The sequence below is a fragment of the Lactobacillus panisapium genome (assembly GCF_019469265.1).
In the GTDB taxonomy this organism is placed as follows: Bacteria; Bacillota; Bacilli; order Lactobacillales; family Lactobacillaceae; genus Lactobacillus; species Lactobacillus panisapium.
On the sequence record NZ_CP048268.1, the window covers coordinates 673,983 to 697,821 of the forward strand.

General features: G+C 37.4%; 20 protein-coding genes. 14 read left to right on the forward strand and 6 right to left on the reverse strand.

Going from position 1 to position 23,839, the window contains the following annotated elements; all coding sequences use genetic code 11:
• Nucleotides 1-37: 37 nt before the first annotated feature.
• Complete coding sequence (locus GYM71_RS03390) at nucleotides 38-1,477, forward strand: MFS transporter (RefSeq protein WP_220220917.1); 1,440 nt, start codon at nucleotides 38-40, stop codon at nucleotides 1,475-1,477.
• A 562-nt stretch (nucleotides 1,478-2,039) separates the two neighbouring features.
• Here GYM71_RS03390 and uxuA read toward each other — a convergent pair.
• A complete protein-coding gene (uxuA, locus tag GYM71_RS03395) occupies nucleotides 2,040-3,116 on the reverse strand; it encodes a mannonate dehydratase (RefSeq protein WP_220220918.1) in 1,077 nt (358 codons plus the stop codon).
• A 29-nt stretch (nucleotides 3,117-3,145) separates the two neighbouring features.
• Complete coding sequence (locus GYM71_RS03400) at nucleotides 3,146-4,777, reverse strand: mannitol dehydrogenase family protein (RefSeq protein WP_220220919.1); 1,632 nt, start codon at nucleotides 4,775-4,777, stop codon at nucleotides 3,146-3,148.
• Between the two features lie 202 nt (nucleotides 4,778-4,979).
• Between GYM71_RS03400 and GYM71_RS03405 the strand changes: the two genes are divergently transcribed.
• From GYM71_RS03405 to GYM71_RS03430, 6 genes are all read left to right on the forward strand, one after another.
• On the forward strand, nucleotides 4,980-5,630 hold the full coding sequence (locus GYM71_RS03405; protein WP_220220920.1) for a GntR family transcriptional regulator: 651 nt from the start codon (nucleotides 4,980-4,982) through the stop codon (nucleotides 5,628-5,630).
• A 391-nt stretch (nucleotides 5,631-6,021) separates the two neighbouring features.
• Nucleotides 6,022-7,470, forward strand: a complete 1,449-nt coding sequence (locus tag GYM71_RS03410) for a glycoside-pentoside-hexuronide (GPH):cation symporter (RefSeq protein ID WP_220220921.1) — start codon at nucleotides 6,022-6,024, stop codon at nucleotides 7,468-7,470.
• A 31-nt stretch (nucleotides 7,471-7,501) separates the two neighbouring features.
• Nucleotides 7,502-9,097, forward strand: coding sequence for a tagaturonate epimerase family protein (locus tag GYM71_RS03415; protein WP_220220922.1), 1,596 nt, complete (start codon nucleotides 7,502-7,504; stop codon nucleotides 9,095-9,097).
• 37 nt (nucleotides 9,098-9,134) lie between these two features.
• A complete protein-coding gene (gene uxaC, locus GYM71_RS03420) occupies nucleotides 9,135-10,547 on the forward strand; it encodes a glucuronate isomerase (RefSeq protein WP_220220923.1) in 1,413 nt (470 codons plus the stop codon).
• Between the two features lie 216 nt (nucleotides 10,548-10,763).
• Nucleotides 10,764-12,158 (forward strand): glycoside hydrolase family 28 protein, encoded by a 1,395-nt coding sequence (locus GYM71_RS03425; protein ID WP_220220924.1) that lies wholly within the window; start codon nucleotides 10,764-10,766, stop codon nucleotides 12,156-12,158.
• A gap of 107 nt (nucleotides 12,159-12,265) precedes the next feature.
• Entirely contained in the window at nucleotides 12,266-13,771 is a 1,506-nt protein-coding gene (locus GYM71_RS03430) for an MFS transporter (RefSeq protein WP_220220925.1), read from the forward strand.
• 335 nt (nucleotides 13,772-14,106) lie between these two features.
• On the opposite strand, the gene GYM71_RS03435 is transcribed toward GYM71_RS03430, so the two are convergent.
• Both GYM71_RS03435 and GYM71_RS03440 read right to left on the reverse strand, forming a co-directional pair.
• Nucleotides 14,107-14,343 (reverse strand): DUF2188 domain-containing protein, encoded by a 237-nt coding sequence (locus GYM71_RS03435; RefSeq protein ID WP_220220926.1) that lies wholly within the window; start codon nucleotides 14,341-14,343, stop codon nucleotides 14,107-14,109.
• Nucleotides 14,344-14,761: 418 nt separating this feature from the next.
• Entirely contained in the window at nucleotides 14,762-14,950 is a 189-nt protein-coding gene (locus GYM71_RS03440; RefSeq protein WP_220220927.1) for a hypothetical protein, read from the reverse strand.
• A 95-nt stretch (nucleotides 14,951-15,045) separates the two neighbouring features.
• Here GYM71_RS03440 and wecB point away from each other — a divergent pair, with 95 nt between their 5' ends.
• Nucleotides 15,046-16,188, forward strand: coding sequence for a non-hydrolyzing UDP-N-acetylglucosamine 2-epimerase (gene wecB, locus GYM71_RS03445; RefSeq protein ID WP_220220928.1), 1,143 nt, complete (start codon nucleotides 15,046-15,048; stop codon nucleotides 16,186-16,188).
• A gap of 106 nt (nucleotides 16,189-16,294) precedes the next feature.
• Here wecB and GYM71_RS03450 read toward each other — a convergent pair whose 3' ends face one another.
• Both GYM71_RS03450 and GYM71_RS03455 read right to left on the reverse strand, forming a co-directional pair.
• On the reverse strand, nucleotides 16,295-16,828 hold the full coding sequence (locus tag GYM71_RS03450) for a GtrA family protein (protein WP_103752058.1): 534 nt from the start codon (nucleotides 16,826-16,828) through the stop codon (nucleotides 16,295-16,297).
• Nucleotides 16,821-17,267, reverse strand: coding sequence for a flavodoxin (locus GYM71_RS03455; RefSeq protein WP_103752059.1), 447 nt, complete (start codon nucleotides 17,265-17,267; stop codon nucleotides 16,821-16,823). The genes GYM71_RS03450 and GYM71_RS03455 overlap by 8 nt, the downstream gene beginning before the upstream one ends.
• A gap of 140 nt (nucleotides 17,268-17,407) precedes the next feature.
• Between GYM71_RS03455 and map the strand changes: the two genes are divergently transcribed.
• The 6 genes from map (at nucleotide 17,408) to GYM71_RS03485 (ending at nucleotide 23,795) form a co-directional block, all read left to right on the forward strand.
• Complete coding sequence (gene map / locus GYM71_RS03460; RefSeq protein WP_220220929.1) at nucleotides 17,408-18,235, forward strand: type I methionyl aminopeptidase; 828 nt, start codon at nucleotides 17,408-17,410, stop codon at nucleotides 18,233-18,235.
• Nucleotides 18,236-18,240: 5 nt separating this feature from the next.
• The gene (locus GYM71_RS03465) at nucleotides 18,241-19,164 is read left to right on the forward strand and encodes a YihY/virulence factor BrkB family protein (RefSeq protein WP_103752061.1); all 924 of its coding nucleotides are present in this window, start codon (nucleotides 18,241-18,243) and stop codon (nucleotides 19,162-19,164) included.
• A 61-nt stretch (nucleotides 19,165-19,225) separates the two neighbouring features.
• The gene (galU, locus tag GYM71_RS03470; RefSeq protein WP_103752062.1) at nucleotides 19,226-20,122 is read left to right on the forward strand and encodes a UTP--glucose-1-phosphate uridylyltransferase GalU; all 897 of its coding nucleotides are present in this window, start codon (nucleotides 19,226-19,228) and stop codon (nucleotides 20,120-20,122) included.
• Nucleotides 20,123-20,262: 140 nt separating this feature from the next.
• Entirely contained in the window at nucleotides 20,263-21,414 is a 1,152-nt protein-coding gene (locus tag GYM71_RS03475) for a thiolase family protein (RefSeq protein WP_220220930.1), read from the forward strand.
• A gap of 1 nt (nucleotide 21,415) precedes the next feature.
• On the forward strand, nucleotides 21,416-22,648 hold the full coding sequence (locus tag GYM71_RS03480; RefSeq protein ID WP_220220931.1) for a hydroxymethylglutaryl-CoA reductase, degradative: 1,233 nt from the start codon (nucleotides 21,416-21,418) through the stop codon (nucleotides 22,646-22,648).
• A complete protein-coding gene (locus GYM71_RS03485; RefSeq protein WP_220220932.1) occupies nucleotides 22,632-23,795 on the forward strand; it encodes a hydroxymethylglutaryl-CoA synthase in 1,164 nt (387 codons plus the stop codon). Before GYM71_RS03480 ends, GYM71_RS03485 begins: the two co-directional genes overlap by 17 nt.
• Nucleotides 23,796-23,839: the final 44 nt, after the last annotated feature.

Consider the following 23,839-nt stretch of genomic DNA (forward strand, 5'->3'; position numbering starts at 1 on the left):
AGTAAGCGCTTTTATAAGCTACTTTTAGAGGATAAAAATGGATAAACAAAATAAAGAGGTAACAATCGATAATAAAGAAATTATCAAAGTCACTGCAAGTGGGTGGCTAGGAACAGCAATGGAATTTATGGACTTCCAGCTTTACTCACTTGCAGCTGCAATCGTTTTTAATGAAATCTTTTTTGATAATGAAGATCCTTCCATGGCCTTGATAATGGCAATGGGAACTTATGGCGCCGGTTATTGTGCAAGACTGCTAGGTGCCTGGTTTTTTGGTAGGCTAGGAGACAGAATTGGCCGTAGGGATGTCCTGTTTTTCACTATTGCCTTGATGGGAATAGCTTCAACTGGCATCGGATTTTTACCAACATATGCTCAAGTAGGTATTTTAGCCCCAATCGGATTAGTAATTCTAAGGATCATTCAGGGATTCGGTGCTGGTGCAGAAATTAGTGGTGCTGGCATCATGACAGTTGAATTTGCGAAAAAAGAGAGCCGGGGATTTGTCGGTAGTTTCGTCTGCTTGGGCACTTCCACCGGAACACTAATTGCCAATGGCATTTGGACAATAATTTTAACGCATTGCACTCATGCACAACTGCTAACATGGGGTTGGAGAATACCGTTCTATGCTTCATTTGTGGTTATGATTGCTGCCATTTTAATTCGACTTTTTATTAAAGAGAGTCCAGTAATGGCACAAAAAAAGAAAGAATTGGCTCAATTACGCGAAGAATTAGCAGAACAAGCAGAAAAAGACCCAAGCAACAAGGAAAATGAAGAACAAGCTCTGAAAAAAGCTGAGCATACTAATTTTAAATCTTCGATGAAGAACTTTGTTTTAGCTGGTGGGTTAAGATTTGGTCAGGCCGGTAACAGTGGTCTAATGCAAACATATTTAGCAGCTTTTCTTGTCACTTATCTTTCTGTTGCGCGAACTGTTCCAACTGATGCCAATATGATTGCATCAATCATTTCGTTTTTCACTATTCCTTTTGTCGGTTGGCTAGGAGATAAGTTTGGTAGAAGAACGATGTACCTAATTTTATCGGGCGCGATGGCAATATTTGCTATCCCAATGATGCTATTAATTAGTACTAGAAACACTCTGTTAATTACAATCGCCATGATTATCGGGTTAAATGTTGGTGTGCAAGATTTATTTGCCCTGGAGAATATCATGATTCCTGAACTGTTTGGATCGCTTCACCGGATGACTTTTTCATCATTAGCAAAAGAGATTGCTGGTCTTTTTGCTACCGGATTTGGCCCGGTGATAGCTGCCTCGCTGGTAGGAATGGCTCTGGGGAGTTGGTGGCCACTGGCACTGATGATGATCTTCTTTTCAGCAGTAACTTTTATCAGTGCTTGGCTATCGCCTAACACAAATAATCGTGATTTAAACGATTTGAATGATCCGGTAATAGATCGTCATGGTAAAAAGCGGCATTTCAATGAAACTAACGAGACGGTTTGATAAAAAGTTGATCGTAGTCTCTAAAATACTTTGTAAATAAGAAAATAAATTAACCTCATGGTTCAACTAACTATGAGGTTATTTATGTGGGTAAAACTATTGCGCATAAGCCTGACTACTAGTCAAAATTCGCCATCTTTTGCCGTAAATTAAGCTGGTCGTGGCGAGTTAGGGCGTTTTTGAATACCCATCATTAAATCCTTAGTAATAGGCACTAGGAACTAATCACTCAAGCTGCTAACAACTTTTAAGGTATTATCAAAGAAACAGGTATGAATTATTGAGAAGTGAAACCACCTTGTACCAGGTATCCAGACGAAGAAAGCTAATCATAATTAATTTGTAATTGCTCACTATCTTGAGCTGGAACCTTGTTTTAGTTCTCGTTACTAAGAAATGATTTTTGAAGGAGAAATCTTTACTTAAAAATGCGTATAAAAAATCCTGACGACGGAATACCTAGAAGGGAAATGTTGAATGATATTCATCGTCAGGATTGATTAGAAATAGTTTTTAGTTTATGAGATGGTTTTTGATTATCTAAAAAAGGGGAAGTATTTTATTATCGATGGTCTTTATTGATAGCCTCCCATAAGCCGTTAAGGTAGTTAATGCTCAATGCACGATCATATAGGCCATATCCAGGACGGCCATTTTCATGCCAAATATCACGACCATGATCTGGACGAATATAGCCCTGATAATCATTGTCATATAATGCTTTCATTATTTCGTACATGTCTAATGAACCTTCACTGGATAATGCAGCTGATTCATGGAAGTCACCGTCATCGTTTATAAATTTAATGTTTCGTCCATGAATAAAGAAGACACGATCTTTAGCTGCAAATTCACGGATAATTGCGGGAACATCATTTTGCGGATTTTCACCTAAACTACCACAGCAAATGGTAAATCCATTGTATGGGGATTCGTGTAGCTGTTCAATTTTAAGCATATCATCTCGATTCTTATATATTCTTGGTAAGCCAAACAATTCACGTGGTGGGTCGTCAGGGTGCATAGCCATTCGAACATCGTACTTTTCGCAAACAGGAATAATTGCATCTAAGAAATATTTTAGATTGGCTGTTAATTTTTCAGTATCGACATCTTTATACGCTGTCATCAGACGTTTAATCTCAGCCATACGTTCAGGTTCCCATCCAGCTTGGACATAACCGTTTGAATTTTTTTGCATTGCATCCGCAATACTTTGCGGATCATCGGTAAGGTATTTTTGCTCAAAAGCCATTGCCGTTGAACCATCAGGTAAAAGATAATGTAAGTCAGTTCTAACCCAATCGAAGACAGGCATGAAGTTATAACAAATAACCTTAACACCATATTCGGCTAAATTACGGATTGTTTCAATATAGTTTTCAATGTACTGGTCTCTGGTTGGCAGACCAATTTTGATATCATCGTGAATGTTAACAGATTCAATCACTTCAAGCTTTAAGCCAGCTGCTTCGACCTCATCTTTTAGGTGTTTGATTTGGTCCTTCGGCCAAACCTCGCCGGCTGGTATGTCAAACAGAGTACCAACAACTTGAGAAACGCCAGGAATCTGCCGAATATCTGATAGGGTGATGGAATCGTTATTGTCGCCGTACCAGCGAAATCCCATGTTTTTCATAATTAAACTTCTTTCTTTAATTTGTCTTGTTATTTTTTGTTTTTAACTGTTTCATGCAGCGTCTTGCGAACAGCATGTTTGCCAGCAATTAACTGTTTAAAGTAGTCTTCGACTATATCGCCGAGCCCAATTTGATACAAATCATTGCCAAAAATACTCTTGTTAGCCAAAATTGGCTTAAGGGCTTGATGAATTTTAGCTTGATCATCGTCACTTAAGTTGATTCCTGCCACATATGACTTAAGGTTATCTAGTAGTGGATCAGGGCTTTGAGTAAATTCGTTGCCATTATCATCTATTCCCATTAAATAGCGACACCATCCCGCCAAAACTAGTGGGATAAATTCAAGGCTTGTAACATCAAGTTGAGGGTCATCAAGATAATGTTGAATGGTAACGCCATAGCGAATAGCAATCTTTTGGGATGTATCACTAGCAATTCTTTGTGGCGTATCAGGAATATTTTTATTTGGTAAACGCATAGTAATGAGCTCATCAATAAATTTCTTGGGATTAATAATCTTAGGATCTTTTACTACCGGTAAATCTTCCTTATATCCTAGGGCTTTAATTAAACCTAATAAATCATCATCTGTTAGTTCATCGGCAATTGACGTATAGTCTAAAAGATTACCGTAAATTGCCAAAGCAGTGTGTAAAGGATTCAAACAAGCCGTTACCTTCATTTGGTCTGCATCATTAACGGTTTCGCGGTCAGTTAAAATTACGCCAGCTTTTTCAAGCTGAGGCCGACCATTAGGGAAATTATCTTCGATTACCAGATAATGCGTTTTTTCTGTATTGCCAAATGGAGCAATGTTTGTATGTTTTTTGGTGTGCAGAATCGTAGTATCAGCAAATCCACTGCTCTTTAATCTATCTGCAACGCTTTGAGCAGGATTAGGGGTAATCCGATCAATCATTGTCCAAGGAAAAGAAACTTTTTTTGGATCTTTAAGGTACGCAATAAACTCCTGGTCAACAAAGCCATTCTTAAGCCAACCTTCAGCAACGCGCAAAACTTCTGTTTCTAACTTTAAGCCGTTTTGCGAAAAGTTATCAGTTGAAACCATTGCAATTGGTAATTTGCCTGCATTGTATCTAGCATAAAGCAGGTGAGCAATAGCCCCCATATTTGTTTTAGGCTTTTCTGGTCCGTTTTGAATATCTTCCTTAGCAGCCTGAGTTAGCGCTCCACTAACATCAGTTAGAGCGTAACCTTTCTCGGTAATTGAGAAAGTAGCAAATTGCAAGGATGGTTTGGTAAAAATTTCAGTTAGCCGGTTCCAGCCCTTTTCGCTGGCTTGATTAAAGTAAACTGCTTCACCAACACTAGCCAAAAGTTCTTTCTCCAAGCTACCATCACTGTTCATTACAACCCGCAAGATACGATTATGGTAGGCATTATAAATTTTCTCAATTACTTCATCATCATATGTTTCTGCGATTGTAACACCGCTAGTCAACTCATGATTATTTATAAGATCTTGAGCGATTTTTGCATGAAAACAGCGAAATAAATTACCACCTCCAAAATGAACCCATACAGGTTTTTCTTTAGTTGAGTTGGAGATTTTTGATTGGTCAAACTTTGGTATTGCAATAGTTTGAGTTGAAAAATCAGCACTTTTAGCTAAATAGTCGTCATTTAAACTAAGCACGTCAATAAAATCCTCCTTAGTAAGTATGTTTTTGATTAAGATATACTAATATATTACAATGTAAGCGAATTCTTAGACTTTGTCAATAACAAATCTAAGATTTTTATTTTATTGCTCCTGATAAATAAGAAAAAGTAGTATTATTGTAATTAAAGAATCTAATATATTGGAGAGGTCACCGATTATAGCAATGATTTCAAGCATGAAGGAAAAAGTTTATAATACTATTTTACAAAGAATTATTAGCTTGGCATATTTACCAGGTGAGAAAATATCGGAGAAAAATTTAAGTGAAGAATTAAATATCGGTAGGACACCAATCAGAGAAGCAATACTGCAATTAAGAGAAGAGGGATTAATTAAATCGGTCCCGCAGTCCGGTACATATATTTCGAAAATTAATTTACAAAAGGCGAAAGATGCACGATTTTTGCGGGAAAGTGTTGAGACCAAAATTATCCAAGAATCTATTGCTAAGCTCAATGAATATGATCTAATGGTTTTACAGCAAATTATTGACAGGCAGAAGTTAGAAGTAAGAACGACTCATGATGATATGAGATTTTTCGAATTAGATGAGCAATTTCATCATTACTTTTATAAGGCAACGGGAAGAGACCAGGTGTGGCGCTGGTTGCAAATGAGTAATATGCAGCTAAATCGTTTTCGGGTACTGCGTCTTCGTAGTAAGAGCTTATCTTGGGAAACTTTAGTTGATGAGCATGAAGAACTTCTTGAGGCGGTAACTGAAAAGAAGACTAGCAAAGCCACAAAGCTTATTTCCAGTCATTTGCATCGGATGTTGACTGAGGAACCGACTTTACGCCAGGATTACGCTGATTATTTTGAATAATTTTTAGTAAAATAGCATTTTTAAAAGACTGATTTATGATTTTAAGTCATAAGTCAGCCTTTTTTATTTCATTATTTTGATAATTTAATTACACCGCAGCCATAAAATAAAAAAATTAGAAACTGGTAAACATTACTGACACTAGGCATGATACTAAATAAAGCAAACAAAAAATAATTTTTGTGTTGACAGTTAAATTCTTAAGACATATGATGAAACCGATTACAGATATACTAATATATCATTGATGGAACTGAGATTTAAGTCGCATGTGTTAACAACCGTTTTAGTTTTGACCACTGTTTACTTTACTTCTCAAGGACATAGCAGCTACAAAAAAAGTTTAGTTAACTCTTTTTTGCATAGCGAAAATTTAATATGGAGGTGTGTAATGGAAAGCATTAATTCAGATGATACTTCAGAAAATTCAAAAAAAGATAGTCAGAACCTGGTAAATGATTCTTCCAAACAAATACCTGTCTACCAAAAGATCGCTTATGGTTTTGGTGATTTTGGCAATGGTTTTATGTTTGATTTGGGCCAGTCTTATCTAACTAAGTTTTGGATAGATGGAGTCGGAATTGGTGCGGGTGTTGTCGGTGGTATTTTTGCTTTTACAAAAATTTTTGACGCATTTATGGATCCAATCGCTGGATCAGTTGTTGATAACCGAAAGCATATTGGAAAACGTGGTAAATTTCGACCGTTTATGATGGTTTCTGCCATTATTCTAGGCGTTTTAACGGTTTTAACTTTTACGATGCCAAATAATCTGACGATGACGCAAAAGATTATTTACGCTTATGCGGCTTATATGATTTGGGGCTTAACGTATTCGTTTACTAATGATCCGTATGGTTCATTGGCTTCAGTTATGTCACGCAATTCACAAGATCGCAGTTTTATGGCGACCACCCGGCAAATTGGCTCTGTCGGAGCCCAGTTTATTGCGGGAGTAGCTTTTATCCCACTGACAGTAATGATTGGTGGTAGCAATCAGAAAAAAGGATATTTCTTTGCCTCACTCATTTTTGCGATTATTGGCGTCTTAATGTTTGCAATTTGTTACTTTGGCACAAGAGAGAATGTTCACGTTAACCGAAAAAAGTCAGCGCAAAAAGAAGGCTTTAAGGATTACTTTAGGGTTATTTTCAAAAATGGACCTTTAGGCGCAATTATCCTAATGACGCTGTTCACTATTTCAGCGATGAATACCAATAATCAGATGATGGTTTTTTATGCCGAATATAATTTAGGCAACATTGGCCTGCAGCCACTTATTAATGCAATCATGATGGGTTGCTCAATTGTTGGTGTTTTTATGATTCCTTTCCTTACCAAACATTTTGGCCAAAAAAAGACTGCGATGTGCAGTTTTATCATCGGAGCCGTTGCTAATTTGTTGAACTTTATTTTACCCAACAATGTCGTGACTTTTATTATCTTGGTAACAATTGGTTACACGGCACTAGCAATTCCTAACGGAATAACCTGGGCAATGGTTTCAAATGCAATTGACTACGGTGAATGGCGTTCTGGTACGCGTAAGGAAGGTATAACATATGCCGCTTTCAATTTCTCGCGCAAAATAGCCCAGTCTCTAGCTGCACTTGTTTCTTCAGGTGTGTTGGCCTTGACTGGTTATGTTGCTAATGCTCCCCAAACGGCGAGTGCTTTACAGGGTATCAAGGCAGCAATGACTTTATATCCAGGTGTTTGCCTACTTTTAGCAGCAGTAGTTATTGGTTTCTTATATAAATTAGATGATAAAAAATTCGCCCAAATTGCTGATGACCTAGATCATGGTCGTTGGGAAGGCGGAAAAATTAGTGATAACTAAAAATTAAGAATAAGAAATGGAGAATAAAATAATGGATTTAAATAAATTATTAGGCGATGTTAAACAGATTTTACAAGCAAATGGTAAATATGATGGCTTAACGAATAAAGAAATTTATGTTCCTTCCATTCAAGTTGATCGACGGAATGTTTACTTTATCCTTCACCACATGGGCTCAAATGGAATTATGCAAAAGAGTTTAGTTGCTTATGAAAATCGGTTGACGGCAACAGATTTTGAAGCGGAAGAGTCATTAACAGATGTTGATTCAACTTTACTAGTTGGTCGTCTGAATGAAAGAAATAATAAGGCACTATCTAAACGTTTCCTTTGGATGAGACCAACTTCAAGACGCAACTACAAATATTCTTTCGGTCTTGGTGATCGGTTAGGCAATGCTTCTAATGCTCATATTAGATTGTTTAAGGGTCGTAATGTTATGCCAGTTTTAGCACAGCAATCGATTCGTGAACTAACTTTAATGAACAGAACCAATACAGATGTCTTTTTATCTGCAGCATGGGCCGTGTTTGAAGAAGGCTTTACTTATGGTTGGGGTGCTGATGGTGACCACGTTAAAACTCCTTATGAAGTTGACTATGCAGTTAAGATTGGTTGCTCGATCATTACGCTAGATTTAACGGAAGTAGTTAATAATAAGGCGGTTAACTTAAGTGATGAAGAATTAGACCGCCAGTTTAATGCATTAGATCCAGCCCAAATTAAGTATTTCAATGAGGCATACCTAAACAAGACCTTTGATCTTGGCAATGGTTATTCTGTTAAATTTAGTAAACATGATGTTGAAGAGTCAGTTTTAACGTTTTATGACGCTATTCTGTTCGCTATTAATGTTTATAACAAATATATCGTGCCGTATAATTTGGACCTTGAAATTTCAATGGATGAAACGCCTTATCGAACAACCAATGCCAACCACTACTTCTTTGCTAATGAATTGAAACAACGTGGTATTACACCAACTTCTTTAGCACCAAGATTTGTTGGTGAATTTCAAAAGGCAATTGATTATATCGGTGATCCAAAGGAATTTGAAGAAGATTACAAGATTCACGAAGCAATCGCAGAACACTTTGGCTATCGCTTAAGTATTCACTCAGGCTCTGATAAGCTATCTGTTTATGAAATTATTGGTAGGATTTCGAAAAAGAATGGCTGGCATGTTAAGACAGCAGGTACTAACTGGTTAGAGGCACTCAGGGTAATTGCACATAAGGATCCAAAATTTATGGTCGAATTATACAAGTTTGCCTACGAAAATCTGGATGCCGTAAAGGACTTCTATGTCTTTAACGCTCAAACAGATGGTACGGCTCCAAAACCTGAGGATATTAATCCTGATAATGTCAATGAATTGCTAAACAATGATGATTCAAGACAAATTTTACACACTATGTTTGGTCCAATTATGAACTTGAAACATAATTATCATTATGTTTACCGCGATAAATTCTGGGATATCTTACTTAAGAATCAGGATCTTTATGACAAGTACTTGAATATTCATATTGCAGAGCATTTAGACTTATTGCAAGGAGTAGTTAAGACTAAGCAAGAAGCTCTCGACAAGAACGAGCCTAAAACAGATATTTCAAAGGAAAAGTAAATCAGCTAGCAACTAGTCAAGGAGGTTCTAAGCTACTATGAGTTTGTTAAATAAAGATTTTTTACTGGAAAATAATCTTGCTAAGACACTTTTTCATGATTATGCCCAAAAAATGCCGATTATTGATTTTCATTGCCATTTGAACCCAGAAGAAATCTACGAAAATAAGAATTATCCAAATATTACTCGGATTTGGCTCAATGAAGGTACTTATGGTGATCATTATAAGTGGCGCTTGATGAGAGCAAATGGCGTGGATGAAAAGTATATTACTGGAGATGGCGACGAATATCAAAAATTTTTTGAATGGGCAAAAACAATTGAGAAATCTTATGGTAATCCACTCTACGAATGGACACATTTGGAACTGCGGCGTTTCTTTAAGATTGATGACGAATTGACAGAAGAATCTGCGCCTAAAATTTGGCAAGAGGCTAATCGGTTGCTTCAAACAGAGCAATTTAAACCTAGAAATTTAATTAAAAATTCTAATGTCAAGGTGGTCTGTACAACCGATGATCCAGCATCGGAATTGAAGTATCACAAATTGTTGAAAAAAGAAGAAAAACAAAATGGTTTTAAGACACTTCCTGCTATGCGGCCAGATAAGCTTATCCAAATTGATCGCGGAGAATATGGCGAATACTTGGAAACTTTAAGTAAGGTTTCGGGTGTAAAAATTAGCAAATTTAGCGATATTGTTGCTGCTTTGCATCAACGCTTCGAGTTCTTTACTCAAATGGGTGGCAGACTATCAGATCATTCATTAGTTAAATTTCATTTTAATGAAGCTAGTGAAGAAAAGCTGGATGAAATTGTGCAAAAGGGTATTAACAATGCACCTCTTAAGCAAGAAGAAATTGATCAGTATTTAACAATGCTGCTTGAAAAATTAATGGAATTAAATAATGAATTTGATTGGACAATGCAGTTTCATATTAATTCTAATCGTGATTTGAATCACCCGATGTTTGAAAAAATCGGTCCTGATACTGGTTATGATGCTGTTGGTACCCAACCTGACATTGTTGCTCAGTTTACTAAGTTATTCACCAAAATGCAGGATACCGACCAGATTCCGCGTACGATTTTTTATTCATTAAATAATAACGACTGGATGGAATTGGCAACAATGATGGGTTGCTTCCAAGGTGGAACTAAGCAAAAACTGCAGCTTGGTGCCGGCTGGTGGTTTAACGACACTGCTGAAGGAATTGAAAACCAATTACGAACTTTTGCGCAACAAAGTTTGTTGCCAAACTTTGTCGGAATGCTCACGGATTCAAGAAGTTTCTTATCGTACCCGCGCCATGAATACTTCAGACGGGTATTATGTAATTTCTATGGCAAGTTGGCTGAACAAGGAAGAGTTCCTGATAATCCAGAAAAATTAGGAAAAATTGTCCAAGATATTTCTTACAATAATGCCAAAAATTATTTTAATTTCTAAAAATGATTGATTTAGTCTTAGTAACTCTTGAAAACAACTCAAAATTAAGTGCTTTTCTGTAATTGACAGATATTTTTACATTAAGTCGACTTAACTTCATCATGAGGTCTAATGAATGCTGTAAATCAACTGAATAAGACAGCTAGCCACTTTCAAACTAGCGATTAAAACACTTTTATTGATCAAACATACTTTAAATAAAAGGGGACATCATAAGTGAACTTTTTGAAAAAGATTGTACAATTTCTGGGAATGATTGCAATTGGATTTTTAATGACCGGTACTAATAACGTTGCTGCTAAAAAAGTGACGAATAACAATGTAATTACCATAACAAGGCAAAACGTAAGGAAAAAAGATGCTACGACAACTATTCAAGCGGCAATAAATAAAGTGGCAGTACATGGTGGAGGAAAAGTAACAATAGCGGCTGGAACTTATCACGTAAAATACCTAAATTTAAGAAGCAACCTAAATTTGCACCTTTGTAATGGTGCAAGAATAATCTTCTCAAACAAATTTGCCACTTTTCCAGCAATAAAAACGAGGTATGAAGGCACGGAAACTAAAATGCGCCATCCCGATGTTTATGGTAACAATGTTCATCATGTTCAAATCACTGGTAACGGTACTTTAGATGGTAATGGGCAAGCTTGGTGGAGGATGTATCAGCAGGCAAAAAGTGGTCCTTTAAAAGGCAAATCATTTACACCTTATCAATATTCTCGTCCGTACTTAATTGCTTTTGATCATAGTTCTGAAATAAAAATTACTGGTATTAAACTAATTAATTCTCCTACCTGGACAATTCATCCCCTTGAATGTAATGATGTTTTAATTCAAGGCGTTACAATTGATAATCCTTTAGATTCACCCAATACCGATGGGATTGATCCCGAATCATCCCAAAATGTAAAAATCCTAAATAATTCTATTAGCGATGGTGATGATTGCATTGCTATTAAGTCAGGAACAGAAAAAACAACGCAAAAAAGCCCGAGCCAAGACATTATTATTAGTAATAATATAATGAAACACGGTCATGGTGGCGTTGTCTTTGGTAGCGAAATGAGTGGTGGTATTGCAAATGTTGTGATTAGTAACAATGTCTTTGATCACACTGATCGCGGTATCAGGATGAAAACTAGACGTGGACGTGGTGGTCAGATTGAGAACATAACTGTGACAAATACTATTATGCAGTCTGTAATTACACCAATAGCAATTAATGAATATTATGGTAAAAGTGGGTCAGTTTCAGCAAATTATTTAACTAGTGAGAAACAACCTATTAATGAAAGTACACCATGTATTAAAAATATTACGATTTCAAATACTTTTGCTTCGGATGTTTCTGCTGTGGCCGGTTTTATTTATGGCCTGCCAGAATCACCGGTCTCTGGCTTAACGATCACCAACTATTCAGTTACGATGCAGCCTAATGCAATTGCCAAGGCGCCAGAAATGATTGAACATAGTCAAAAATATGCGGCTGCGGGCTTTTGGCTTGAAAACACTGCAAACGTCAAAATGAATAATGTGACACTTCAGGGTTCAAATACGGGAATGTTCAGTCATAATCAAAATAATTCTGGTCTAAGTGTTAAATAGTAAATTATTTTGCCGTACTGTTAACAAGAGTAATACTTAAAAAACTGCTTAAATTAAGACAAATCATAGAGTAATGAATTTACCTTTAATTAGCAGGGGGAAGGAATGTGAAGTTATTAGATAAAATTTCTAAACGAGTTTATACCAAACGAAAAGTAACCACCAAAACTGCTATCGCCTACGGTATTTCAGACTTTATCGGTGGTGGCGGACAGACAATTATTGGTGCTTGGCTGTTATATTTCTACACTTCGTTTTGCAATTTAACGGCTACCCAAGGTGCAATTATTGTAGCAACTGGTAAAGTTGTTTCTGCAGTATTTGGCTTTATTCTTGGCGGGGTTTCGGATAATTTTTATCGAACTAAATTAGGTAAAAGATTTGGACGACGACATTTCTTCCTGTTTTTAGGTGCCCCATTTTTACTGGTATTTGCATTAATGTGGGTAGGCGGACTGAATTTTTGGTATTACTTAGTTACTTTCTGTCTCTTTGATGTAGCAATAACCATTACGATTCCCTATGAAACTTTACCGACAGAAATGACTACAGACTTTAATGAACGAACTAAATTATCTACGGTTAGAATGTTTTGCTCAGCAAGTGCCACCTTTCTGGCAACTTGGATACCAGGACAATTATTTAAAATTTTAGGACAAAATAGTCCAATGCCATTTCTACTTATGGGGCTAATATTTACCACAATTTTTATCGTTTTTATTAATATCACAGCTTTTAATACGTGGGAAAAGCCTGTAAGCGAACTGGTTACGGCAGATAGTGAACAAGCAAAAAGGCCCAGGAAAGTTCTGTGGGAGGCGATCAAGTCTTATTTTGCAACTTTTAAAAATAAGAGTTTTCGAAAGCATTTAATAATCTACCTGTTTTCTTTTACGGGAAAAGATGTTTATAACACTACCTTCACTTATTATTGTGTTTATGTGCTTGGGGTGACCGCTACTGTTGCTGCTAATATGTTGTCGCTATCAATTATTGGTTTAGTAACTTCTTTACTTGGCGGCTTATTAATTATTAAAATTGGACCACGCTGGCTTTATGTCGGTGCTTATTCAATCATGTTATTCATGCTGGCAGGATATTTTGTCCTTGGCAAGGTTCGCCCCGCAAATATTGTACTCTGGTTATTTATCATATCTTTGCTTTACCAAGTTGGCCGTTCACTGCTCGAATTTATTCCGTGGAATGTCTATCCCTTTATTCCTGATACTGATGAAATCGTCACGGGTGAAAATAGGGCAGGTGTCTTTGCCTCAGTGATGACCCTATTAAGAAACTTAACTGCTTCATTAGCAACCGTTCTAGTTGGTATGTTTTTAGATATGCATGGATTTGTCAAAAATGCAACGGTTCAGTCGTTCGAAACTAGGAATGCTATATTATCAGCATTGGTAATTGGTGCTAGTGCATTAATTTTAGTAGCATTATTGACATCACTGACATTTAAGTTAAATAAAAAGAATCATAAAATTATTGTTGATGAAATATCCCGCTTGAGAAATGGTGGTTCGAAATCCTTAGCTACTAAAGAAGTAAAGCAAGTTGTGAAAGAGTTGACTGGAACATCTTATGAAAAAATCAAATTGGGTAAATAAAACATTTAATTCAGCCGCAACTTCTTCTTGTTTTAATTCATTAGCAAAAAGATAAGAAACTGCAAAATTAGTTTTATTATTTCAGCCAACGTAAAATACGCGGCTCCAAGTTAGTTGGAGTCGTGTATTTTTATATCAAAAAAGTCTGATTTCCTTTTGGGAGATCAGACCACATTACGAAAAATTTATTCGCTTTTGCTTGCACTAATATTTAAAGTTAACGCAAAATATATAAATAGAGTACTAATTATAGTTCTAATCCACTAATATAAATGGATTTTAAGCGGTAATATTATTGTCAATAGATAGAATTGTTTGTAAGATTAATCGGTTATTTAACCTTTTTTATAAGGATCATCATGGCCATAAGAATTCTTTAAGTTGATTTTGCCGTCCCGTTTTTGGCTAATTAACTCAGTTTTTTCTTTTTTGGCACGTTCTTTGGCAAATTCTAATGCATCATCTTTACGATCAAATATTTTTAAAGGTTTTTCTTCACCAGCGATCTTAACAGCCCATTGATCACCGTGAGTTGTAACCCAAACATTTTTTGTAACTTCTTCTTTACTCATTTTATTCACCTCTTTTCGCACTTTCTACCGTGATTATACAACAGAAATATTTTTAAGAGTTAAATGATGCATATTGAAAATATGTTTACTTTTTCATTCTGCTGCAAAAATTACTAAAGACGATATTTGTTAACAAGACAATAAATACCGCAAAAGTAGTTTCTTCTGCGGTATAGAGCTTAAGTTAATGTGAGTTTGCCGATTTTTTCTCTGTGTTAAGAATAGATGGCTGTTAACGGATTAAAAGATACACATCAAAATTAGTATCAATTTCATCCCTGGCATTGCGCTATTATGCAATAATTGTGAACTTAGCAAAGCAATTTCCTCATATTGCGTAATCATTTATAAAAATTGCTGGTTATAGATCACAACCTTAATTTCATTAGCACAAAGAGTGCCAGTAATATTAAGAATTTTAGGCAAGTGGTGAACGAAAAAGGCGGTACATGATAACTGCAATCAAACAAAAGACAACTATTGCTGCAATAAATAACTGAAGACGACTTTTACGTGTTTTACGTACATCAAAACTGAAAACTAAGCAAAAGGCAGCAACTACAATTAGTGGTGCAGTTCCAAATAGTAAAACCGAATTAACTCCCATTTTTTCACCAACTTTTATTTTTATGATAATTAAACCACATCGGCTTGAGTTTTTCTTGTCAAATTAATATGATTAATATAGAAAAGGAGGATCTTATGACCAAAATTAAAGTAATGCTGGTTTTTGGCACAAGGCCAGAAGCAATCAAAATGGCGCCTTTAGTACTTAAATTAAAAGCGGATAATCGCTTTGATGAAATAACGGTTGTAACTGCTCAACACCGAGAAATGCTTGATCAGGTTCTGAACATTTTTAAAATAACACCTGATTATGATTTTAATATTATGAAAAAAAATCAAACCCTTGAAGGAGTTACAGCAAAAGTTTTGCTTGATCTTACTGATGTGATTAAAAAAGAAGATCCTGATATTGTGCTGGTTCACGGTGATACAACTACTAGTTTTGCTGCAAGTTTAGCTAGTTTTTATCAACAGCGGCCAATTGGCCACGTTGAAGCGGGGCTAAGAACATGGAATAAGTATTCACCGTTTCCTGAGGAAATGAACCGGCAAATGACAGATGATCTAGCCGATTTATATTTTGCGCCGACTAAGCTCAGTAAAGAAAACTTATTAAAGGAAAATCACAAGGCAGATAATATCTTTATAACTGGGAACACGGCAATTGATGCTTTGCATGAGACGGTTCAGGCCGATTATCATCACGAGGTCCTTGATTTAATCGAGCCAAAGCACAAAATAATTTTAGTAACAATGCATCGACGTGAAAATCAGGGCGAACCAATGCGGCGCGTCTTTAAGGTAATGCGTGATGTGGTTGACAGTCACAATGACGTCGAGATAATTTATCCGGTTCATATGTCGCCTAAAGTTCAGTCGGTAGCAAAGGAAATACTGGGCAATGATCCCCACATTCATTTAATCCCACCGCTTGACGTTGTTGATTTTCATAACTTAGCTAAACGGAGCTATTTCATTATGACTGATTCGGGCGGAGTTCAAGAAGAAGCTCCTGCTTTGAATAAACCGGTTCTGGTTTTACGTGATACAACGGAGCGTCCAGAAGGGGTTAAAGCGGGTACCTTAAAACTAGTGGGCACGCAAGTTGATGCTGTCCGTTCTGCTATGCTTGAATTACTTGAAAATAAAACTGCTTATAATCAGATGGCCAATGCCAAGAATCCTTATGGTGATGGTCATGCCTCCGAGCGCATTATGGAAGATATTGCTTATTACTTTTCTGATCATAAAAATAAGCGTCCAAGGGATTTTACTTAAATCAGAGAATTTATTTAAAATAAAAAAACTGCTGAGTCACTTCACAATGACGCTCAGCAGTTTTTTATTGCCTATTTTGAACCTAATTAATGGGTCTCAACGACTTTTAATTGTCCTTTTTATTTTGATGAGTCTGTATTCTTTTTTTAGCCCGTTCAATCATAGTTGTTTCCTGTGCTTGAAAAACAGAGCGCGTCGTCAAATAATTGAAAATTCCGACTAAAATTTGGTCAATAATTTTAACTAAGAGCGCGTTGAGTTTTAACCAAGATAGACCAACCAGCATGATTAAACTGTCCGGAATTAGACTAATAATCCGGTAGGTAAAGAATACGAGTAATTTTTGCCAAGTTGAATGCTCCAAATCAACGTTATTAGTAAAGACCGCTTTTTGATTAAAAACAAAAGATGCCAGATTTGAAATTACAAAAGCAATCGTATTGGAAATTAAAACTGGGCTATGCAAGTACTTATGTAATACCATGAAGGCTACAGTATTAATTAGCGCAGCAATAAAGCCAAAAAACATATAAACGAATAAGTTTCGGTGCCTTTTGACTAAATGTTGTCCTAAACGATGAATTGTTGGATCAGCTGTGGAATTAAACTTGGATGTATTATCGTTTTTTTCTTTAATCATTTAATTGATCAGCCATTTCCTTTGCGGCGTTGTCAATTGCAGAAATTGCCTCATCATCAGGTGCATTTTCGATAGTTACCGGTTTGGTAACTTCTGTTGCTCCAACTTGTTTAAACATTTTTTCAAAATCAAAAACATTTTCACAGAAATGGTCGGCATATACCATGTCTCCACTACCCATGACGGCGAAGTACTTACCGCTTAAATCTAGTTCCTTTAGTTGCTCATAAAAATCGGCAACATCATCGGTCATTTTACCCTCGCCATATGTGTAGGTGACAAAGATGCACAATTCACTTGCTAAATAATCACTAGCATCTGTGAATTCTGCTTCACTGGTTTCGACATCAAAGCCCAGATCTTGTAAGTCTTCTTCCAAGATATCTGCCATATCGGCATCGTTACCAGTCATACTAGCATAGACAATTCTAGCCTTCATCCTTCTCCATACCTTTCTTATTTTTTTGCTTATCACAATATTATACATAATTTCACCGTCTTGATGAAATTCTTTAGTAAAGTTTTAAAAAACGCTATAATGTTAGTAAATATCATTTTACTAAGAGGAGAAGTTTAATTTTGATTACAATTAAATCCGTTCGTGAACTTAAAGGTATGCAGGCTTCAGGCCGTTTACTGGCGTCAATGTTTGAGGGCCTTCGGGATGTGATTAAGCCAGGAATTACAACTTGGAAAATCGAGGAGTTCTGCCAAGAATTTGTCAAAAAACGGGGCGGACGATTGTCAGAGCAAGGCTTTGAAGGTTACAAATACGGCACGTGCATCTCAGTTAACGATCAAATTGCGCATGCAACCCCGCGTAAAGATACCATCCTAAACGAAGGTGACTTAGTAAAAGTTGATGTCACCTGCAATCTTAATGGCTTCGAAACTGATTCTTGTACTACATATGCCGTAGGCAAGATTTCGGATGCGGATCGTGACCTTATGGAAACAACCAAAAAAGCTATGTATCTTGGAATTGACCAAGCCGTCGTAGGCAACCGAATTGGTGATATTGGTGCGGTGATTCAACATTACGTTGAAGATGAACATCATTACGGTGATGTTAAGGAGCTAGTTGGTCACGGCATCCAGCCAAGCATCCATGAAGATCCTGAAGTACCGCATTGGGGTAAAGCAGGACACGGATTGCGCTTGCGTGAAGGTATGACTATTACCGTTGAACCAATGGTTGAAGCGGGAGGCGATTGGCGCATTGAACAAAAAACGGTTGCTGATCCAAATGATGATTGGGTATTTTATGCAACTCCAGATGGTTCAAAGTCAGCGCAATTTGAGCACACCTTTGCAATCACTAAAGATGGTCCCAAAATTTTGACTTTACAAAAACCTTATGACGGTTACGAAAAGTATTTACCACATTTTGATGAAATGGATGACTAAATTGAATGGGTAGAAAAATCGGCGCAGCCAAACAACGTATCTCTTTGTTTTACAAGACAGTTTCTGCTAAATTTACGCAAGGCGAAGTCTTAACTAGCGCAATTGCAATTGCTTATTATGTGCTGTTTTCAATTTTTCCGTTAATCATTATTATTGGAAACATTTTACCCCTTTTTCGGATTAATACGGCACCTATTGCTAGTTACCTTAAGTTGATTTTTCCTGATCGAATTGCGGGATTCATTATGCCAATTATTGATTCTTTGTTAAAAAGCAATTCTACAGGGTACATTTCGTTTGGTATTTTGCTTGCCCTTTGGTCGGTATCTTCTCTTGTTAATGCGATTCGAATAGGGATGAATCGAATCTATGGCGTACGTGACATTGAATTACGTCAGAAATGGCAGGTAACTGTTTGGACGCGTTCCATTACCATTATGTTGACCAACCTGATGATTTTGGTTTTTGCTTTACTTAGTTTAACTTTGATTTTTGGTCAGCAAGTACTTGAATTCTTGCGACCGATTTTTTCTTTTTCAGTAGGTGAGATTGAAAAGGTCTTTAACTACCGTTACCCGGTGATTGGGATCATCTTGATCAGTGCTTTATACTATTTAAATTATTTTTTACCAAACATAAAACTAAAGAAAAGGGTTATCTGGCCAGGAGTTTTTACGACTCTAATTGGTTGGCTAATTTTATCTTGGCTGTTTAGTTATTATTTACATAACTTCCACATTAGCTGGGAAAATTACGGAATAATCGGGACCTTTATTATTTTCATGTTATGGCTTAATATTTCTTCTATCCTCTTTTTGCTTGGAACTTGTGTTAATGCTGCAATTGTGACGATAAACTATGGTCAAGTGCAGTATTCGGTAGGACATTTAGCTGAATATGTGCAAAGAAAGCGCCACCGGAAAGACTAGATTCTTCCAGTTTAATTTGCTATATTAGGTTTTAGGAATTTTAAAAGAAAGTGTATAAGGTATGAAAGTAAGGAAAGCGATTATTCCTGCTGCAGGACTTGGTACGCGGTTTATGCCAGTTACCAAGGCGATGCCAAAGGAAATGTTGCCAATCGTAGATAAGCCGACAATTCAGTTTATCGTTGAAGAAGCAAAAAAGTCCGGGATTGAAGATATTTTAATTGTGACCGGAAAGAACAAGCGCTCCATTGAAGATCATTTTGATTCGAATCCTGAGCTTGAGCAAAACTTGCAGGAAAAGGGTAAAACCGGCCTGTTAAAGATGTCGCAGGCGATCACCCATCTTGGAATTAATATTTATTACACTAGACAGCCATATCCAGCTGGTCTGGGCGATGCAATTGCCCGGGGTCGCAGCTTTGTTGGGGACGAGCCTTTTGTTGTAATGCTGGGCGATGACCTAATGATGGACAAAGAGCCGCTTACTAAACAATTGATTAATCGCTACAATGAAACTCACGCCTCGACCATTGCGGTAATGCCTGTTCCGCATGAGGAAGTTTCGAAATATGGCGTTATTGAACCTGATAATGAAATTATGCCTGGACTAATTAACGTTAAGTCATTTGTTGAAAAGCCTGCAATTGACCAAGCACCAAGTGACTATGCGATTATTGGCAGGTATTTATTAACTCCTGAAATCTTTGCAATACTTGCGGAACAAAAGCCTGATAAGGGCGGTGAAATTCAATTAACCGATGCCATTGATACCATGAATAAGACACAACGCGTCTTTGCCCATGTCTTTAAGGGTGTACGGCATGATGTCGGGAATAAAGAAAATTATCTGGAGACCTCAATTGAATATGGTTTGCAACACCCTGAGACTAAAGACCAGTTGCGGCAATACATTATTGACTTAGGGAAAAAGCTGCAGGCACAAAATAAGAAAAAATAATTAAATAACAAAATATTGGAAACCACTGCAAAGTGGTTTCTTTTTTAGGTAAAATTTTTCTAAATCTAATTCGATTTACTACTTTTAACTAGCAAATTTAGGTATTATGCAACTTGAATATTTTGCTAGGAGAATAACTAATGAAAGATATTTATGTTGTTGCTGCTAAAAGAACGCCGTTTGGTCGTTATCGTGGCTTATGGAATGATCAAGATGCAACCAGTTTAGGTGAACTCGCTCTAATTGAAACCCTTAAAAGCATTAATTTGGATCCCCAAAAGCTTGATGCTTTATTCATGGGTAATGTTTTAGGGGCTGGCTTAGGGCAAAATATGGCGCGCCAAGTCGCTTTGGACGCTGGTATGAAAGAAACAAGCAGCAGTGTTACTGTTAATGAGGTTTGCGGTTCGAGCTTAAAAGCTGTGCGCTTAGCCCAGGGCCAAATGGTCATGGGTGATTTTGATTTAGTCGCAGTTGGTGGAGCCGAAAGTATGACGAATGCTGTTTATTTTGCGCAAGATAAATCTGGGCAGAATATGAAAAGCGAGATGCTTACTAACGGATTAACCGATGCCTTTTCAGGGATGCCAATGGGGTTAACAGCGGAAAATATTGCTGAAAAATGCCACATTTCAAGAACAGAAATGGATGAATTTAGTTTGCGGTCTCACCAAAAAGCGGTTGCTGCAAGAAAGAACGGCTATTTTGATCATGAGCTAATTAAGGCGGATTCTAACAGTGAACGAATTGTTTATGATGAAAATATTCGCCCAGATACTAATATGGCGGCTTTGAGTAAGTTAAAGCCAGTATTTAAAGAAAATGGTTTAGTTACTGCTGGCAATGCATCCCCGTTAAGCGATGGAGCCAGCATGATAATTTTGGCAACGGCTGCCAAGGTGGAAGAATTGGGCTTGAAACCATTGGCTCGTCTTGGTGCCTTTGCTGAATCAGGCAATGACCCAGCATACATGGGCTTTGCACCTTATTTTGCCGTGCAGAAGCTGCTTAAGGAAACGACCAGTCAGATCGAAGATTTCGATATTATTGAGTTAAATGAAGCATTTGCTGGTCAATGTGTTGCACTCGAAAAAGCCTTGGCAATTCCAGCGGATAAGTTGAATATTGCTGGGGGAGCAATTGCATTAGGCCATCCACTAGCCGCAACGGGAACCCGAATTCTAGGAACAGCGATTAACGCTTTGGAACATGTGAAGGGTAAAAGAGCTTTGGTAACCTTGTGCATTGGTGGAGGTCAAGCAATTGCTTGCGAATTAACTAGAGATTTTTAAAATGACGAAGTTTTATGAATTATCCCCTGAAAAAAGACGCGCGCTTTTATCTCAGGAAGGCATCGAATTAGACGAGATTGAGCCAACTGTATTACACGAACTCGATCAATTGAGTGAAAATGTTATCGGACAATTACGTCTGCCAGTGGGTGTCGTCCAAAATTTACTCGTAAATAACAAAAGTTATTTAGTTCCCATGGTAACTGAGGAGCCTTCGGTTGTTGCTGCAGCCAATCACGGGGCAAATCTTTTTGCTCAAAATCACGGAGTCAAGGCGCACAGTCAGCGTGACGGCATCTATGGTCAGATAGTTTTGCAAGAGAATTCGGGTTTTGTGCAAGCTAATTTACAAAGAGAGTTGCCTAATTTAATTGCTAAGGCAAATACTAAATTTCACAGTTTGGTTGCTCATGGCGGCGGAGTCCGCCAAATTGATGTGCAAGAAACTACCGGACAACTGGTTTTTTTAAGAGTATTAGTTGATCCGGCGGAGTCAATGGGTGCAAACCGTGTTAATTCAATTTTAGAATTTATGGCGGGCGAATTGAGCAGCTTTCCCGGGATAAGCTGTAAGCTTTTTGCAATACTATCTAATTATCCGAGTCAATTTACTGAAGCCAAAGTTGAATTGGATGTAGCTACAGTTGGTGGCGTTGCTACGGCCAAACGCATAGCATTATTAAGTCAAATTGGCGAAGTTGATCCTTATCGTGCCGTGACTAATAACAAGGGCATTATGAATGGTGTCGACGGAGTATTACTGGCAACAGGTAATGATGTTCGCGCAATTGAAGCTGCCTGCGGAGTCTGGGCTAATAACAAAGGCCATTACCAGAGTCTCAGTAAATGGACAGTCGAAAATGACAAATTGCTTGGAAAAATTGCGTTACCCTTAGCAATCGGAACAGTTGGTGGCTCCATCAGCGCCCGCAAGGATGTTCAACAAAACTTTCGGCTTTTGGGTAAGCATATTTCAAGTGCGGAATTGGCGAATGTGATTGCTGCAATCGGCTTGGCCAATAATCTGGCCGCTCTTTTAGCAATTGCGACTAAGGGAATTCAAGCAGGTCATATGAAATTACAAGCCAGAAACATCGTTGCTAATTTGGAGGCAACTGCAGAAGAAAAAGAGCAGGTAAAGGAAAGAATGTCTGCTGCAAATAAGTATTCTGTAAGTGATGCTAAATGTTTTTTGGCTAAGATAAGAGAGGAAAATAATGCAAGTAGGAATTGACAGAATTGGTTTTTATACGCCGAATAAATACGTTGATATGGTTGATTTAGCACATGCTCGCGGTGAAGATCCCAATAAATTTTTAATTGGAATTGGGCAAAGTAAAATGAGCGTTGCGGACCAGACGCAAGATGCCGTTTCAATGGGGATTAATGCTACTCTGCAGTATCTTGATCAAATTGAACGCAACAATGTTGGGTTATTAATTATTGGAACTGAAAGTGGTGTTGATCAATCAAAGTCAGCGTCATTATTTGTGAAAAGTGCGCTTAAGCTTAACCCAGATGTTCGCACTTTTGAAGTTAAAGAAGCGTGTTTTGGTATGACCGCTGGAATTATGATTGCACGTGACTATGTTCGACTTCATCCGCATCATAGTGCGCTTGTTATTGGTAGTGATATTGCGCGCTATGGTGTCAAAACCGGCGGTGAGGTCACTCAAGGAGCTGGCAGCGTCAGTATGCTAATCAAGGCTGAACCGCAAATATTGGCATTAGAAGATGGTCATAGTGCATACAGTGCAGATATCAATGACTTCTGGCGTCCCAATGATTCGGCCGTGGCCCTCGTTAATGGCAAGTATTCAAAAGAAGTTTACTTGGACTTTTTCCAGCGTACTTTTAAATCCTATCAAGAAAAAACAGGAATAAAGACAAGCGCATTCTCGGCCCTAATTTATCATTTACCATTTGTTAAGATGGGTTATAAGGCCAATCAACTTGCAATCACAGGGCAGGACGCAAGTACGACCAAGCACTTAGAAGAAAACTTTACGGCTTCAGCTAAATATAGTCGTGAAGTTGGTAACATATATACGGCCTCGCTTTATTTAAGTCTGTTAAGTTTGCTTGAAAATGGTTCGCTTGAACCTGAGGCATTAGTAGGACTATTTTCGTATGGGTCAGGTGCGATGGGCGAATTTTATGCTGGTCGCGTTGTGGCTGACTATCAAAATGTCTTAGACGCAAATGCTACCCAACAAATGCTTAAGCGGCGGCAAAAGCTTACCATCGCCGATTATGAACAAATTTTTAATGAGGCATTGGTTTTGCCGCAAGATAATATTGAACTTAATAGTGACGAAGAGCCCGGTTACTGGTATTTTGCCGGGACAAAAGATCACGTCCGGCAATACAAGCAAAAATAACGTGGTGCTTGGATTTAAACGCTAAAAATTAATGTAATAAACAA

Excerpts from the sequence above, each read along its gene's own strand:
- GYM71_RS03480 (WP_220220931.1), top strand. The coding sequence starts at position 21,416 with ATGACGAAGTTTTATGAATTATCCCCTGAAAAAAGACGCGCGCTTTTA.
- GYM71_RS03405 (WP_220220920.1), top strand. The coding sequence starts at position 4,980 with ATGAAGGAAAAAGTTTATAATACTATTTTACAAAGAATTATTAGCTTG.
- uxuA (WP_220220918.1), bottom strand. The coding sequence starts at position 3,116 with ATGAAAAACATGGGATTTCGCTGGTACGGCGACAATAACGATTCCATC.
- galU (WP_103752062.1), top strand. The coding sequence starts at position 19,226 with ATGAAAGTAAGGAAAGCGATTATTCCTGCTGCAGGACTTGGTACGCGG.
- GYM71_RS03410 (WP_220220921.1), top strand. The coding sequence starts at position 6,022 with ATGGAAAGCATTAATTCAGATGATACTTCAGAAAATTCAAAAAAAGAT.
- GYM71_RS03455 (WP_103752059.1), bottom strand. The coding sequence starts at position 17,267 with ATGAAGGCTAGAATTGTCTATGCTAGTATGACTGGTAACGATGCCGAT.
- GYM71_RS03440 (WP_220220927.1), bottom strand. The coding sequence starts at position 14,950 with ATGGGAGTTAATTCGGTTTTACTATTTGGAACTGCACCACTAATTGTA.
- GYM71_RS03450 (WP_103752058.1), bottom strand. The coding sequence starts at position 16,828 with ATGATTAAAGAAAAAAACGATAATACATCCAAGTTTAATTCCACAGCT.
- GYM71_RS03475 (WP_220220930.1), top strand. The coding sequence starts at position 20,263 with ATGAAAGATATTTATGTTGTTGCTGCTAAAAGAACGCCGTTTGGTCGT.
- GYM71_RS03465 (WP_103752061.1), top strand. The coding sequence starts at position 18,241 with ATGGGTAGAAAAATCGGCGCAGCCAAACAACGTATCTCTTTGTTTTAC.
- GYM71_RS03435 (WP_220220926.1), bottom strand. The coding sequence starts at position 14,343 with ATGAGTAAAGAAGAAGTTACAAAAAATGTTTGGGTTACAACTCACGGT.
- wecB (WP_220220928.1), top strand. The coding sequence starts at position 15,046 with ATGACCAAAATTAAAGTAATGCTGGTTTTTGGCACAAGGCCAGAAGCA.
- GYM71_RS03485 (WP_220220932.1), top strand. The coding sequence starts at position 22,632 with ATGCAAGTAGGAATTGACAGAATTGGTTTTTATACGCCGAATAAATAC.
- GYM71_RS03415 (WP_220220922.1), top strand. The coding sequence starts at position 7,502 with ATGGATTTAAATAAATTATTAGGCGATGTTAAACAGATTTTACAAGCA.
- GYM71_RS03390 (WP_220220917.1), top strand. The coding sequence starts at position 38 with ATGGATAAACAAAATAAAGAGGTAACAATCGATAATAAAGAAATTATC.
- uxaC (WP_220220923.1), top strand. The coding sequence starts at position 9,135 with ATGAGTTTGTTAAATAAAGATTTTTTACTGGAAAATAATCTTGCTAAG.